This is a genomic window from Lentzea sp. NPDC004782 (assembly GCF_040609115.1).
Taxonomy (GTDB): Bacteria; Actinomycetota; Actinomycetes; order Mycobacteriales; family Pseudonocardiaceae; genus Lentzea.
Genome location: NZ_JBEXJN010000071.1, coordinates 13,496 through 28,125 on the forward strand (window position 1 = coordinate 13,496; position 14,630 = coordinate 28,125).

A 14,630-nucleotide genomic window follows, 5' to 3' on the forward strand; every position below is an offset into this window, starting at 1 on the left:
CCGCGACCGGGTCGATGGCGGACCCACTCCCCAAGGCCGGTTTCGCCACGTCCCCCCACCGATGACGGGCGCCTTACACCCCGTCAGGTGGATGAAGGCGCCCTTCATCGTTCCTCACACCCGCTGCGAGGTCGCCCCGGAGTTCTTCATGTGGACAGGCGGCCGGGGGCGCGCCAGCGCGACGGCGTAAGCGGCGCGAAGTTCCGCGATCACTGCCTCAGGCTCAGCACGCAAGCGCGATGGCAGAGTCTGTACAACACTGATACCAATCGCTGCATATCTCGAGTTGCGCGCAAGCGTCTTGGCGTACGCGCCCTTGCTGTAGTGGAACTCGTTGCTGTCGATCTCCCAAGCCAGCCCGACCTCGTCGCACCACGTGTCCGGCATGCCGACGTAACGGCCCTCCGCGTCGACGATGACCGCGTTGCGATGCGGCATCGGCAGTCCAGCTTGATGCCAGATCTCCACTGCGTCTGCTTCGGCCACCGACCGCACGCCCAGATCGACCTCGTTCAGCACTCGCCTCGGCAGGGCGGTCCCTCGCTTGGTGCCTGTGTCCAGCTCACGACGTAGTTCGATCGGGTCAGCTAGCCCGCTCTGAACGGATTCGATCAGCAGAGCGCGCACGGGACCGACATCCCGCAGACGACGCACTCCATCCAGAACGGCACGCGTGGGAGGGGCCAGCGGAACACCGTCGCGAAAGAACGCAGGCGGAAAGAACGCCGTTCGCTCCACCACAGCGAACCCAGAGCTGAGCACGCGGTACTTGTGAGGTACGAGAACGTGCACGAACTCCGGATCAGGGCCGGCACGCAGGTTGTAGAGACGTGCTGCGTTCAGACCTGTGACGAGAGCGTCGTGTCTCACGAACATCAACGCCGCTTCGATACGCTGCCGCGCTGTCGGTTGCGCCCGGTCGAGCAACACGATTCCGGGTAGCAGGCGACGCCAACGACCACCCGGCTGGCATTGCCGGTACGTGGTTGTCTGCCCGACTCCGAGCCTCTCGAGTTCCGACGCCCTGATCACCCCGAAACGGCTGTGCTGCCAGAGCTGATCTTCAACACGGGCCCATTTACCTCGTTCCATGAGCCCATGGTGCCCAGCAGCCCTGACAATTCCGGCGCGTCGTGGATGAAGGGCGCCTTCATCCACGTCAGGTGGATGAAGGCGCCCTTCATCCACCTAGACCTACCTGGCGCGGGTGCCCTTGAGCTTCACCAGGCCGGACTCGAACAGCTCCTCCACAGTCGTCAGACCGCCAGGCGCCGACCGGTCGACCTTGGTGATGTACGACTGCGTGGACGAGGGCCGCCCGACCAGCGAGTAGTGCAGCTCACCGGTGAGCCCCTGGGTGTCCAGGCCGCTGGTGTCGTGGAACGCCTTCAGCACGCCGTCCCGCGTGAGGTCGCCGTTCTTGCAGGCCTTCTCGACGACCGTGAGGAACACCTTCGCCACGGTGTAGCCGTGGTCGACGTACAGCGCGGGCTTGTCGTTGGGGTAGTTCTTGCTGAACGCCGCCGCCACCTCGCGCGGGCCCGGCTGGGTGCTGGTGAACGGCGCCACCGAGGTCACCACGGAGACCTGCTTCTCGACCGCGGCCGCGACGGGCGAGTCGAGCAGCGCGGGGTCGTAGCCGACGATGTTGAGCATGAACGGCACGTCCCACTTCATCGCCGCGGCGACGCCCACGGCGGCCGCGGTCTGGGCGGGGGCGGTGCTCAGCACGATCGCCTTGGCACCCTGGGCCTTCAGCGCGGCCATCTGCTGGCTGAGGTCCGCGGTCGTTTCGCCGATGGGCTGCTTGGCGATGTTCATCTTCCACTGGTCGCCCACGAACGTGGAGCCTTCGAGTGCGTTGTCGCCGTAGCTGCCCTGGACGTAGATGTGGCCGACGGTGTCGCCTTCCTTGATGACGCCGTGGCGCTTGTAGTAGTCGAGACCGTTGATCACGTCGAGGTCGTAGGTCGTGCCCACGATCATCATGTGCGGGTTGCCGAGCAGCGACGCGGCCCACGACGCGGGCGCGGTCAGCGTGCGGGTCTGCATGATGTCGGGCTCGATGGCCGCGGTCATCGGCGTGCCCGCGAGCTCCAGCAGCCCCAGGACCTGCGGTTCCAGGTCGAAGTAGGCGTCGAGCGCCTTCTGCACGTCGTACGCGTGGTCCTTCACCTTGAGCTCGACCTTGCGACCGCAGATGCCGCCGCGGTCGTTGATCTGCTTCAGGTAGAGCTCGTAGCCCTTCATCCTGGTCAGCGCGGACGCTTTGAACGGGCCTGTCATGTCCGTGAGGATGCCGAGCGAGATCGTGTCGGCCGTCACGCCTGGGCCTGTCTTGACCTGGGCTTTCTGGTCTTCCTTCGCGCCGCAGCCAGCCACCAGGACGGCAAGCGTTAGGGCGGTGGGCAGTACACGGCGACGGAAGGGCATGCAGCGTCCTTGTTCGAAAGATCAGCAGCGAACATACTAAGCGGTAGCTCAGTATTCGTTGAGCAGTCACATATTGCCTCCTCTATGTGGTACGTAACACAGGATTGTCAGGTTCATGTAACTACCGTTCGATTACTCGCTGTGCTAGCTCTTCGGTGCCGAACGAAGTGAGATACGGCGTTGTCGATCACTTTTCGGGTATCCCCGCGGCATGGCTGATGACGTGATCACGCTGCTGCACCGCCAACACGAGACCATCCGCACGCTGTTCGCCGAGGTTGAGACCGCCACCGGCGACGAACGCGACGATGCATGGCATCGGCTCGTGCGCCTGCTTTCGATTCACGAGACCGCGGAGGAGGAAATCGTCCATCCCGCTGTCGCGCGCGTGGCAGGCGGAGAGTCCGTCGTCGACGCACGGGTCGCGGAGGAGCGACGCGCCAAGGAGCTCCTCAGCACGATGAACGACATGGGTCCCAACGCCGAGGGCTTCGACACTCTGCTCGTGCAGCTGCGTGACGACGTGCTCGCGCATGCGGACCACGAGGAGCAGGCCGAGTTCCCGCTGCTGCGCAAGGTCCACGACCAGGCGCGTCTCGAACGGATGGCGAAGGCCGTGGAGGCCGCCGAGGCGATCGCGCCGACCCGCCCGCACCCCGGCGTCGAGAGCCCGGTCGCGAACCTGGCCGTCGGCCCGCTCGTGGCGGTGGTCGACAAGGCGCGGGACGCGATCCGCAAGGTGCTCGGGTGAGGATCGTCGTCACCGGTGGCACCGGCAACGTCGGCACCGCGCTACGGCGTCACCTCGACTTCGATGACGTCGGCGTGGACGTGCGCACGCTGTCGTCGTTGAGGGACGCCGTTCGCGGTGCCGACGTCGTGGTGCATCTGGCGTGGGCGATCAAACCGACAGACCGCGAGACGAACGTCGACGGCAGCGAACACGTGCTCGCTGCCTGCGTCAAAGAAGAGGTCGGCCACCTGGTCTGCGCGTCGTCGGTCGCGGCTTACGCACCGGCGGCGCGCTACAGCCGTGTGGACGAAACGTGGCCCACGACAGGCATTCCCGGCAGCACGTACAGCGCCCACAAGGTGCGGCTGGAGGAGATGATCAGCCGCTATCCGTTGCCGTGCACGGTCATCAGGCCGTGCGGCATCGGCCAGGCGTCGGCGGCTCAGCAGCTGCGACGGTGGCTGCTCAGCCGCTGGTTCTCCCCTCGCTTGCTGCCGTTGCTGCCCATGCCGTTGTGGGACGGACTGCGCCTGCAGCTCGTGCACTCCGACGACGTGGCGCGCGCGATCGTGCAGATCGTGCGACTCAAGGCGTTGGGTGCCTACAACCTGGCTTCCGAACCGGTGCTCACGGCGCCGATGATCGCCGACCTCGTGGGCGCCGGGCGGCTCCCCGTGCCGTATCCGCTGGTCGAGAAGCTGGCGGGCGCGACGGCGAAGCTCGGCCTGCAGCCGCTCACGACCGAGTGGGTCCGGATGGCCGATCAGGCTCCTCTGGTGAAGACCACCCGCGCGCACCAAGATCTGGAATGGTGGCCCGAACACGACGCGCGTGATGTGCTGCGCGAAGTGGTCACAGCAATGGGGAGGCGTGCGTGAACGAGGTGGACGCGGTCGTCATCGGCTCAGGCCCGAACGGCCTGGTCGCGGCGGCACTGCTGGCGGACGCGGGCTGGGACGTCCTGGTGCTGGAGCAGCGCGCCACGCCCGGCGGCGCCGTCACGTCCGCCGAGATCACCGCGCCGGGCTTCACGAACGACGTCTACAGCGCGTTCTACCCCCTCGGCCTCGGCTCGCCCGTCCTCGGCGCGTTGAACCTCGACGTGCAGTGGCAGCACGCACCGGCCGTGCTCGCCCACGTCCTGCCCGACGACCGCGTGGCGCTTCTCTCTCGTGAGGTCGAAACCACCGCCAAGTCCGTCGGCGCGTTCGCGCACGCCGACGCCGACCGCTGGCAGGCGGAGTACGCGCACTGGCTGTCCGTGCGTGACGCCGTGATCAACTCGCTGCTGCGTCCGTTCCCACCGGTGCGTGGCGGACTTTCTCTCTTGAAGGCCGCAGGCGTCGGCGGCGCATTACGCCTGGCGCGCACACTCACGCTGCCGGTGCGCCGTCTGGGCGAAGAGCTCTTCGAAGGCGAAGGCGCACGTGTGTTGTTGGCAGGCAACACGATGCACACGGACCTCGGCCCGGACCAGGCGGGCGGCGCGGGCTTCGGCTGGCTGCTCGCCATGCTCGCGCAGGAGGTCGGCAACCCGGTCCCGCGCGGTGGCGCGGGCGAACTGACGGCGGCTCTGGTGCGCCGCTTCGGCGGACGCGTCGAAACGAACGCACAGGTGACCTCCGTACTGCATGCGCGCGGCGTCGCCGTTGGCGTGCGTCTGGCCGATGGATCCGTTGTGCGCGCACGCCGAGCGGTCCTCGCCGACGTGACCGCACCTTCGCTGTACCTGGACCTGATCGGCGCCGACGCCCTGCCGTCCCGGCTCGCCGAGGACCTGAAGCGGTTCCAGTGGGACGGCGACACGATCAAGGTCGACTGGGCGCTGTCGGGCCCGATCCCGTGGACCAACCCGGAAGCCGCGCAGGCGGGCACCGTCCACCTCGGCGGCGACGTCAACGGCCTGGCCACCGTGGCCCACGAACTGGCGTGCGGCAAGGTGCCACGCAACCCGTTCATGGTCATGGGCCAGATGACGACGACCGACCCGTCACGCTCCCCCGCCGGAACCGAGGCCGCCTGGGCGTACACCCACGTGCCGCTGGGCGGAAACTGGACGCCGGACCGGTTGAAGCGCCGCGCCGACCGCGTGGAGCTGATGATCGAGGAACGCGCGCCCGGCTTCCGCTCCCGCATCCTGCAGCGCTCGGTGCTCGGCCCGGCGGACATCGGCTCGGTCAACGGCGGCACGTCGGCCATCCACCAGCAGCTGATCTTCCGCCCGGTGCCGGGCCTCGGCCGCGCGGACACCCCGTTCGACAGGCTGTACCTGGCGGGGTCGTCGGCCTGGCCGGGCGGCGGTGTGCACGGCGCGGCGGGCGCGAACGCGGCACGGGCGGCACTCGCGCGGTGGGGTGCGGCGGGCGAGGTCTACCGGACCCTGGTTCAGGGACTGCAGAAGGCTATCTACTGACGCGCAGACCTGCGCGTCCGCGAGGCCCTCAAATACCCCATGACCAGCGCCTCCAGATCGGGCCGCGTCGCCTCCCAGCCGGCCGGCACGTCCCCGCCCCGCACCAGCACGGTCGTCTGCCGCGCCGTGTGCGAGGAGTCGACGAGGCCGTCCACCGGCAGCTCCAGCCCGGCAGGCCCGACCAGGACCCGGTGCTCGTCGAGGATCTCCTCGATCTCCCCGGCCACCTGCACCCGCCCCTCGTCGAGCAGCAGCAGGTGGTCGCAGACATCGCCGAGATCGGTGAGCAGGTGCGACGACAAGAGCACTGTAGTGCCCCGTTCCGCGACCTCGGTCATGACGATCCGCAACGTTTCGTCGCGCGCCAACGGGTCGAGGTCGGACAACGGCTCGTCCAACAGCAACACCTTCGGCAGCCTGCCCAACGCCAACGCGATCGCCACCTGCGTGCGCGCGCCGGCGGACAACGTGCGCACGGGAGCGTCCTTGTCCACGCCCGCAAGGAGGTCCAGCACCTCGAAGGCACGCGCGGATGACCAGCGGTCGTTCATCGCCGCGCCTGCCCGCATCATCTCGTGGACGGTGAACTGCTCGTACAACGGGCGTTTCTGCGTCAGCAGCGAAACGTCCGGGTGCATGCGGCCGCGCACAGGAGTCCCGTGCACGCTCACCGAGCCGTGCGTCGGCCGGGCGAGTCCCGCGATCAACGACAGCAACGTCGACTTGCCCGCCCCGTTCGGTCCGACCAGGCCGGTGACGCTGCCGGGAGGCAACGAGAAACTGCAGTCGTCGAGCGCGCGCACGCGGCCGAAGTGCTTGGCCACGCCGTGAGCGTGCACCGGACTGTCGTTCATCGAAACTCCACAATGGACACTAGTAGTGTGCGGAACGCACGTCCGTGTAGATCGCGTCGACCTCGTCGGACGACAGGCCCTCCTCCACCGCGCGGCCCATCCACTGGTCCAGGTCCTGCCGCAGCGGTGCGTCCGGGCGGGCGGAGGAGGTGGCGAGGGAGGCCGTGATGAACGTGCCCATGCCCCGCCTGCCCTCGGCCAGGCCCTCGTGTTCGAGCTCGCGGTACGCCTTCAGCACGGTGTTGGGGTTGACCCTGGTGGCCTCCACCACCTCCCGTGCCGTCGGCAGCTTGTCGCCGGGGCCGAGCAGCCCCATCCGCATGGCCTGCTTGACCTGTGCGGCGATCTGGAGATAGGTGGACACCCCCGAGTGCCGATCGATGCGAAACTCGATCACGCCGCTCAGCATAGGTGTCCACCCGTCCACTCCTGGTCACACCTGCCTGCGCACGGCCCACACCGCGCCCAGCGCGAACAGCACCGCCGCGCCGACGAAGATCGACGCTTCCAGCAGGTGCAGCAGCCCCGCCTGGTCCGCCGGGATGATGTCGGCGTACGACTGGGCGAGGCCGTTCTTCTTGTAGCAGGCCGCGAAATCCTTCACGACCGGCGCGTCGCCCTTCGAGGCGCAGTTCATCAGCGGCGCCGAGTCGGCGACCACCGCGCCTTTGGCGTCCAGGAAGCCCTGGTGCACCACCAGCGGGCCGGAGTCGGCGACCGCGGACTTCGACGGGTCGTCGGACACCACGCGGGTCGGGCTGATCAGGAGCTCGCGCATCCCGGTCACCACGAACCGCACGACGACGAAGAGGCCGAGCGTCAACGTCATCGCCACGAGCGTCCGCTTGAACAGCGCGCCGGCGAACATGCCGAGCGTGTAGGCGAACAGCGTGTACGCGACCGGCGACACGCCCTGCGCCTCGAAGGTCGTGAAGTAGAACGGGCCGGTCGCGAGCGGTCCGAGCTTGCCCGCCGCGGACAGCCAGCTCTGCACGACGAGCTGGAACACGACCACGAACACCAGCGCGGGCAGGGCGGCGACGACGAACTTGGTCGCCGTCCAGCGCGTCCGGCTGACCGACTGGGTGAACGCCAGCGCGTGCGTGCCCTGCTCGAACTCCCGCGCGAACAGCGGCGCGCCGACGAACATCCCCATCAGCACGGGTGCCGCCATCACCGCGCCCTGGGCGAGGTGCATCTTGTCGAACCACGCGTTCTGGAAGTCGTTGGCGGCCTGGCCGCGGCACGAGTCCAGTCCCTTCACCGCGCAGTCGACGAGGTTGCGCGCGGTCAGATCCGCGACCATTCCCGCCCGCAGCAACAGGACGGCCGCCACCGCCACGACCAGCCCGATCGCGAGCGTGATGAACATCGGGCGCTGCTGACGCCACACGATCCACGTCATCAGGCCGCCACCTCCTCGCGCATGTGGGCGAGCGCGAGCTCGCTGAGCCGCGACTCGCCGTGCTCCCGCAACAGCTGGTCGACGTCACCGGCGAGGCGCACCCGGCCCGACGTCAGCAGCACCAGGTGGTCGCACACGTTCTCCAGCTCGGCCAGCACGTGCGAGGACAGCAGCACCGTGATGTCGTGCGTCCGGCACTCCTCGACGAGCGTCTGCAGCACGGTCTCGCGCGCCAGCGGGTCGAGGTCGGCGAGCGGCTCGTCCAGCATCAGCAGCCGCGGCCGTTTCCCCAGCGCCAGCGCCAGCGCGACCCGCGTGCGCTGACCGCCCGACAGCGTCCCCACCTTCGCCGCGAACGGCACCTGCGCCCGGCGCACGAGTTCCTCGGCGTACTCCTGGTCCCAGCCGGGGTTGGCGTTGCGGCCGTAGTGCAGCGTCTCGGCCACCGTGAACTGCGGGTACAGCGGCTTGGCCTGCGTCAGGAACGCCACCGCGGGGTGCATTCCACGGCCGTTCGGCACGTCGCCGAACACGGTGATCCGACCGGTGGTGGGGCGGAGCAGTCCGGTGATCATGCCCATCAGCGTGCTCTTGCCGGCCCCGTTCGGCCCGACGAGCGCCACCACCCTGCCCGCGGGGATCTCCAGCGTGCAGTCCCGCAACGCCCAGCCCCGCGCGTACTTCTTCCCCAGGTTCTCCGCCAGGACCGGCGGGTGCTCCATCTCTCCCATGGAGCAACCGTATCACCCTTTCACTAGTTACCTAGTGAAAGGGGGTTTGCGCACGTCCGCGAGCCAGGGCGCTGAGGCGCCGCAGCGATTCCCTGTTGCGTGGAATGAGCATCACGTCCTGCAGGGACTTCGGCAGCACGGTCGACGGCCCGCGCACGACCTGCTCGGCCATCCGCACCTCGGTGAGCGACGCCGACCGCGCGTGCAGGGTGATCGTGATCCGCGCCGCGCCCGCCGGCCACAGCCGCGCGTCCAGCTCCAGCAGGCGGGACGGCTCGCAGCGCACCACCTCGGTGGTGTCCTGGATGACCAGCGGCCACGGCCCCACGCTGTGATGAATGCGCGTGCCGGGCGAGGGCCAGCCGGTGTCCACGTCGCGGATGTGCGACGCGCCCACCACCCAGCCCGCGTAGGACCAGCCGTCGGCGAGCACCGTCCAGACGGCGTCGATGGGCGCTTCTACGTCCAGGGAAACCTCAGCCACGCCGAGGAGGTACCCCGTGCATCAGGAGGCAATCCGGCGCGTGCGGCGGCTTTCGGCCTTGCGCTGCAGGTGGTCGGCGGTGAGCTCCAGCTCGTAGGTCCGCAACGCCTGGTAGCGCGGCGCGATCCGGAGGGCGAACGTGCCGCTGAGCCGCTCGATCGCCGACGCCGCGCGATCGAGCCGCCTGCGGGCGGCGTCCAGGCCACCGGCGCGCAACATGCGCAGGCAGTTCTCGGCCTCGCAGTTGTACGAGCGGAGCATCAGCGCCGACCAGTCCTCGACGAGCCGCCGCCCGGTGACGTCCGACCCGTTGTAGGTGACCTGCCCGCCACCCTCGACCGCGGCACCGGTCTTGATCAGCGTCTTCATCTCGTCGTGGATCAGGTCGATCTGGGCCTGGTGGTCGGCGGCCGCCTCGGTGCGGAACACCCCGGCCCGCTGGAAGGTCAGCTCCTCCTTCAACGGCTGCAGCTCAGCGCGCGCGTTCTTGATCCGATGACGCAACGCCACCAGCTCGGCACCCGCGCGGCCGACCTCCTCCAGCGCGTCGGTTTGCGCTGTTCGGGCGTCACCGATTCGAGCGAGCAGCTCCTGCAGGCCTTCCACGGCCTGCTCCAGCTCAGCGATCCGGCGGTTCTTGCGCCCGAGCATGTCTACCTCCCCGAACGGCGACGAAAGGCCCACGACCGTTCCATCGCAAGGAGGAATCCACCGTTATCTAGCGCGCTATGCACTCACACCATCGAGTGAACCCACAAAACGAACGAAACCTTCGGGGTCTTCGCTCGTGGCCGACTGCTGCAAGATCACGCTGGTAGCGCCCGCTTCGGCGACCTGCGTCACCAGGTCCGTGACGTACGCACGGTCCCGTGAGTCCGTCTCGACGTAGACGACGATCGGGTGCTCGCGCGACGCCCGCATGGCGCGGATCCAGCCGAGGTCCGCCGAGGCGTCGAGGATCGTGCCGTCGGCGACCTCCGCGGCGAGATCGAGGGTCTTGGAGCCGTGCCCGCCGACGTAGATCGGCATCGGTGCGTGCGGTGGCCAGTCCAGCGCGACGTCCGTGAGCGACACGTAAGTACCGGAGCAGGTGACCCGTTCGCCCGCCAGCAAGGCCCGCAACGCGCCGGTGTACTCGCGCAGCAACGTCAGCGGCGACGACACCCGCGCGCCGATCTGGCCCATCCACGACTGCACTCCGTGCCCGATGCCGATCGTGACGCGGCCGGGAAACAACCGGTCCAGCGTCGCGGCCTCCATCGCGGTCAGCGCGACGTTGCGCAACGGCACCGGCAGCAGTCCGACACCGACGTTCAGCCTGGACGTCCAGGCCAGTGCGGCGGAGGCGGTCGCGATGCCGCTCTCCAGGAAGCAGTCCTCCCACAACCACAACGAGTCCACACCGGACTCCTCGGCGGCGAGGACGACGGAACGCAGGTTCTCAGGGGGAAGCTGAGGCCGGTAGACAGCGCCGAGTGTGATCACCCGTTCACTACTACCGGCCGCGGCCGTGGTTCAGCAACAGAGTTGGATCAGCCGGCGCTGTGGTACGTGATGTCCCAGTGGTTGCCCTCGTAGTAGTAGATGTTGCCCGCGTTCGACTTCCACTTGTCGCCGCCGATGGACGTGAACTTGCTCTTGATGTAGTTGGTCACGCAGCTGGACAGCGAGATGTCCACCTTGTACCCGTTCCAGTGCGAGTAGGTGCCCGACGCGTGGCCGGTCTCGGTGCCTCCGGTGATGTTCACCGCGCAGCCGGAAGCGCTCTTGAACGTCTTGATGCCCGCGATGGTCGTCTGGTTGATCTGCTCGAACGAGGTGCAGTTCGAACGGTTGCGGTCGCTGCAGTTGCCGCTCGAGGACCAGGTGATGCCGGCCGCGCGCAGCTGCGCGGTCGCCTGCGCGTGGGTGTACTTGGCCGGGGCCGCGGACGCGATCGACGCACCCATCAGCAGCGCGGCGAACATCGCGATCACGGCTGCGATCATGCGAACGAACATGCTCTCTCTCCTTCTGCCCGAAGCAAGGTGGGCAGAAGCTAGGAAGGAGCGGTAAAGAGCCGCCTAAACCGGCCTTAGGCCGATCTTTGGCGCGTGAGTGGACAGTCCCGGTCGTCATCACCCAGTCGATCGGAGCTACAACGATGCGCATTCGCCACGCCGTCGCGGCGACCGCACTCTCACTCGGGCTGCTGTCCGGCCTGTCCGGCATCGCCAACGCGATGCCGGAGGGTCCCGCCGAGCCGGAGACCCCCATCTCGCAGGAGCAGGCGGCTGCCGGGTACGGCGGCATCATCCACCGCAGCGAGGTCATCACGCGGGCCAAGGACTGGTGGAACCGCAACGTCCCGTACTCGCAGACCGCCTACGCGTGGGACGTCAACCACGGCAAGAAGTACCGCACGGACTGCTCGGGCTTCGTGTCGATGGCGTGGAAGCTGACCAGCAGCCGCACCACGAGCACTTTGGACGAGGTGGCCACCCGGATCTCGTGGTCGAGCCTCGAGCCGGGCGACATGATCCTGCGCAACGGCCACGTCAAGCTGTTCGAGAAGTGGGCGAACTCGGCTCACACCTCCGTGTGGATCTACGAAGAGGGCAACACCCGCGACGACATGGACCACGAGATCGACTCGATCGCGTCGCTGAAGGACGGCGGCTACGCGCCGTGGGAGTACAACAAGATCCGCGACTGAGTCAGCTGATCACGAGGCTCCACTGAGCACGCCAGCTGGGCACCTCTCCCGACTCCCTGGTGCCCAGCCGCGTGAACAGGCCGGCGGCCTCGCCCCAGCAGCGGTCCGCGTCTGCGACATCCCCCCGGCAGGCGTGGGCCGCACCGAGGTCCCTGAGCGTTCGTGCCCGCCACAACGGCAGCCCGAGGTCGGTCCACGACGCCAGGGCCTCGGTCAGCACCACCAGCGCACCGGCGTGATCACCGGCCGCGAGCCGCCACTCCCCCATCGTGCGGCGCACCAGCGTCTCGCCGAACCGGTCGCCGACGTCGCGACAGCCGTCCAGCGCGGTGGCCAGCAGCCGTTCGGCCGGGTCGAGCAAACCCTTGCGGATCAGCACCTTCGCCCACCCCTGGGCGGTGTAGCAGCCGAGCAGCTCGTCCCCGGTGCCCGCGACCATCTCGTGGGCGCGCACGATGTGCTCCTCGGCCAGATCGAGTTCCCCCCTTGCCCGGTGCACGAGCCCGATGCCCCGCGCCGACAGGGCTTCGCCCCTTCTGCTCTTCGCCGCGCGGTAGGTCGTCTCCGCGAGCGCGAGGGTGTGCAGAGCTTCCTCGTCGTTGCCCAGTTCCCGTTTGATGGAACCGATTCCGTAGAGCGCGTGCGCCACGCCCTCCAGGTCCTGCGACTCCAGCAGCTCACGGGCCCTGCCCAGCGCCTCCAGCGCGCACGGGTAGTCGCCGAGGTCCCGGCACACCATGCCGATGCCGTTCATCGCGACGGCCTCGCCGTGCTTGTCGCCCAGGTTCACGAACAACGTCTGCGCGGTGTCGAACCACGACCGCGCTTCGGCGAGGTTGTCGCGCTTGTAGTGCATCTGGCCGAGGCTGCAGCGCAGCACCGCTTCCAGCCTGATGTCCCCGCTGCGCCACACTGCCTCCAGCGCCGCCTTGTGCGTTCGTTCCCAAGCCTCGTAACGGTTTCTGAGCCCGAACCAGGCGAACACCAGCGCCTCGGCGAGCTGGGACGCGATCTCCGCGAGCCCGAGCTCCGCCGCGCGTTCGACGAGCTTGGTCAGCAGGTTCTCCTCGCGGGCGAACCACGCGTCCTTGTCGGTCGGGCGCGCTGCCGTCGTGACGACGCCGAGAAAATCCTGCATGCGCGGCACGGCGAGGAAGAGCTGCTCGGTCAGTCCATCCACGGTGGACAGGGCGGCGACCACGGCCCGCCGGACGGCGTCCTCGCGTTCCTGCTTCGGGTCTTCGGCTTCGGCGAGCTCGCGGGCGTGCAGCCGCACCAGCTCGTGCATCCGGTACCGCGCGCTGCCGATGACGTCGAGCAGCCGCGCGTCGACGAGCTGGTCGAGCACGTCCTCGTCGAGGAGGTGCGCCCACAGGAAGCTCGGCACCTCGGGCAGCCCGAGGAACCCGAAGACCCGGTACGCGCGCCGGGCGTTCTCGTCGAGCGCCCGGTACGTGAGCTCCAGGCTGGACCGCACCGCGAGGTCGTCCGCGACCAGCTCGTCGAGCCGGCTGCGTTCGTCCGACAACCTCCTGACCAGCTTCGACACCGGCCAGTGCGCCCGCCCGGCGAGCCGCGCGCCGGTGATCCTGACCGCGAGCGGCAGATACCCGCACAGCCGCGCGACCTCGTGGGCCTGCTCCGGTTCCGCGGCCACCCGGTCGTCACCGAGGATCCGCTTGAGCAACGTGACAGCCTCGTCGCCGCTCAGCACGTCGAGGGCGATCCGCCGCACGCCTTCCAGCCCGCACAACCGGCTGCGGCTCGTGATCAGCGTCAGGCAGCCGGGACTGCCCGGCAGCAGCGACCGGACCTGCGACACGCTCGTGACGCCGTCCAGCACGATCACCACGCGCCGCCCGCTGACCGTGGCCCGCCACAGTGCCGCGCGTTCCTCCGCCGACTCCGGAATCCGCTCGCTGGGCACGTCCATCGCGCGCAGCAACGAGTCCAGCGCCCCGGACGGCGAGTGCAGGTCCACGAACAGCTGCCCGTCCGGATACCGGTCCGCGAGCCGATGCGCCGCGTGGTTCGCCAGCGCCGACTTGCCGACGCCCGCCGGCCCCTCGATCCACCACACGCCGCCGTCGCTGTCGAGCAGCCGGCCGAGCTCCTCGTCGCGGCCGGTGAAGTCACCGGCGTCGCGCGGCAGGTAGTTGCGGCGGCTGTCCCGCGCACCCTCCAGCACGTCCCGGTAGAGCTGCTGCAGCTGCTCGCCCGGTTCGACGCCCAACTCGTCGACGAGCACCTTGCGCGTCTCCCGGAACACCCGCATGGCGTCCGCCCGGCGCCCGGCCCTGGCGAGCGCGGACATCAGCTGCCCCCTGAGCCGCTCGGCCAGCGGGTACTCGGACACCAAGGCCCCGAGCGGGTCGATCAGCTCGGCGTGCCGCCCCAGCGCCAGTTCCGCGTCGACCCACGCCTCGGCCGCCGCCAGCCGTTGCACCTCCAGCGTCTGCGCGAACACGACCGGCGCCCCGCGCCACAGCCCGAGCGCCTTCTGCAGCGTCTCGGCCTTGACCTTGAGGTCGGTCTCGTCGGCCGCCCGCGCGACGTGCCTGCGGAACAGGTGCAGGTCGACCTTCTCGGGCTCGGCGTTCAGCACGTACCCGGCGGCCCGGTGCTCGACCGGCAACCCGGCCCGTCTGAGGCTGCTGATGTGCACCTGCAGCGACTTGCGGGCCTGCGGCGGCGGCTCCTCACCCCAGATGAGGTCGATCAACCGCTCGACCGGCACGATCTTCCCGCACTCGACCGCCAAGACCGCTAGTATCTGCGCGGGCTTCGGCGGCAACGACGGCTCGACCGGCCCCAGAATCCTGACCTCCACTGCGCCCCCACCAGTGTTGAACATTCACGGAGTTCTGCGCGACATTGCGAAA

The 14,630-nt window shown here is 68.9% G+C and carries 15 protein-coding genes; 4 read left to right on the forward strand and 11 right to left on the reverse strand.

The genetic code is table 11. From position 1 onward, the window contains the following. Positions 1–114 precede the first annotated feature (114 nt). Complete coding sequence (locus ABZV40_RS40215) at positions 115–1,092, reverse strand: hypothetical protein (protein ID WP_355454404.1); 978 nt, start codon at positions 1,090–1,092, stop codon at positions 115–117. 102 nt (positions 1,093–1,194) lie between these two features. Continuing rightward, positions 1,195–2,433, reverse strand: a complete 1,239-nt coding sequence (locus ABZV40_RS40220; protein WP_355454406.1) for an ABC transporter substrate-binding protein — start codon at positions 2,431–2,433, stop codon at positions 1,195–1,197. A gap of 211 nt (positions 2,434–2,644) precedes the next feature. On the opposite strand from ABZV40_RS40220, the gene ABZV40_RS40225 reads away from it, so the two are divergent. The 3 genes from ABZV40_RS40225 to ABZV40_RS40235 are packed head-to-tail and all read left to right on the forward strand — an operon-like array spanning position 2,645 to position 5,579. Next, complete coding sequence (locus ABZV40_RS40225; RefSeq protein WP_355454408.1) at positions 2,645–3,184, forward strand: hemerythrin domain-containing protein; 540 nt, start codon at positions 2,645–2,647, stop codon at positions 3,182–3,184. After that, a complete protein-coding gene (locus ABZV40_RS40230) occupies positions 3,181–4,044 on the forward strand; it encodes an NAD-dependent epimerase/dehydratase family protein (protein WP_355454410.1) in 864 nt (287 codons plus the stop codon). Before ABZV40_RS40225 ends, ABZV40_RS40230 begins: the two co-directional genes overlap by 4 nt. Further along, positions 4,041–5,579 (forward strand): NAD(P)/FAD-dependent oxidoreductase, encoded by a 1,539-nt coding sequence (locus ABZV40_RS40235; RefSeq protein WP_355454412.1) that lies wholly within the window; start codon positions 4,041–4,043, stop codon positions 5,577–5,579. The genes ABZV40_RS40230 and ABZV40_RS40235 overlap by 4 nt, the downstream gene beginning before the upstream one ends. On the opposite strand, the gene ABZV40_RS40240 is transcribed toward ABZV40_RS40235, so the two are convergent. The 8 genes from ABZV40_RS40240 to ABZV40_RS40275 form a co-directional block, all read right to left on the reverse strand. Continuing rightward, entirely contained in the window at positions 5,573–6,433 is an 861-nt protein-coding gene (locus ABZV40_RS40240) for an ABC transporter ATP-binding protein (protein WP_355454414.1), read from the reverse strand. The genes ABZV40_RS40235 and ABZV40_RS40240 overlap by 7 nt on opposite strands. Before the next feature lie 19 nt (positions 6,434–6,452). Beyond that, positions 6,453–6,830: a GntR family transcriptional regulator gene (locus ABZV40_RS40245; RefSeq protein ID WP_355454416.1), complete on the reverse strand. Its 378-nt coding sequence runs from the start codon at positions 6,828–6,830 to the stop codon at positions 6,453–6,455. A gap of 36 nt (positions 6,831–6,866) precedes the next feature. After that, complete coding sequence (locus ABZV40_RS40250) at positions 6,867–7,838, reverse strand: hypothetical protein (RefSeq protein WP_355454418.1); 972 nt, start codon at positions 7,836–7,838, stop codon at positions 6,867–6,869. Beyond that, positions 7,838–8,569: an ABC transporter ATP-binding protein gene (locus ABZV40_RS40255; RefSeq protein WP_355454420.1), complete on the reverse strand. Its 732-nt coding sequence runs from the start codon at positions 8,567–8,569 to the stop codon at positions 7,838–7,840. The genes ABZV40_RS40250 and ABZV40_RS40255 overlap by 1 nt, the downstream gene beginning before the upstream one ends. 31 nt (positions 8,570–8,600) lie before the next feature. Continuing rightward, positions 8,601–9,053 (reverse strand): SRPBCC family protein, encoded by a 453-nt coding sequence (locus tag ABZV40_RS40260; protein ID WP_355454422.1) that lies wholly within the window; start codon positions 9,051–9,053, stop codon positions 8,601–8,603. A gap of 21 nt (positions 9,054–9,074) precedes the next feature. After that, positions 9,075–9,704, reverse strand: coding sequence for a DUF4041 domain-containing protein (locus ABZV40_RS40265; RefSeq protein WP_355454424.1), 630 nt, complete (start codon positions 9,702–9,704; stop codon positions 9,075–9,077). Positions 9,705–9,779: 75 nt separating this feature from the next. Beyond that, entirely contained in the window at positions 9,780–10,538 is a 759-nt protein-coding gene (locus ABZV40_RS40270; protein WP_355454426.1) for an LLM class flavin-dependent oxidoreductase, read from the reverse strand. Between the two features lie 47 nt (positions 10,539–10,585). Further along, on the reverse strand, positions 10,586–11,053 hold the full coding sequence (locus ABZV40_RS40275) for a hypothetical protein (protein WP_355454428.1): 468 nt from the start codon (positions 11,051–11,053) through the stop codon (positions 10,586–10,588). A gap of 143 nt (positions 11,054–11,196) precedes the next feature. Between ABZV40_RS40275 and ABZV40_RS40280 the strand changes: the two genes are divergently transcribed. Next, positions 11,197–11,748: a hypothetical protein gene (locus ABZV40_RS40280; RefSeq protein ID WP_355454430.1), complete on the forward strand. Its 552-nt coding sequence runs from the start codon at positions 11,197–11,199 to the stop codon at positions 11,746–11,748. Between the two features lies 1 nt (position 11,749). Here ABZV40_RS40280 and ABZV40_RS40285 read toward each other — a convergent pair whose 3' ends face one another. Continuing rightward, entirely contained in the window at positions 11,750–14,578 is a 2,829-nt protein-coding gene (locus tag ABZV40_RS40285; protein WP_355454432.1) for a BTAD domain-containing putative transcriptional regulator, read from the reverse strand. Positions 14,579–14,630 lie beyond the last annotated feature (52 nt).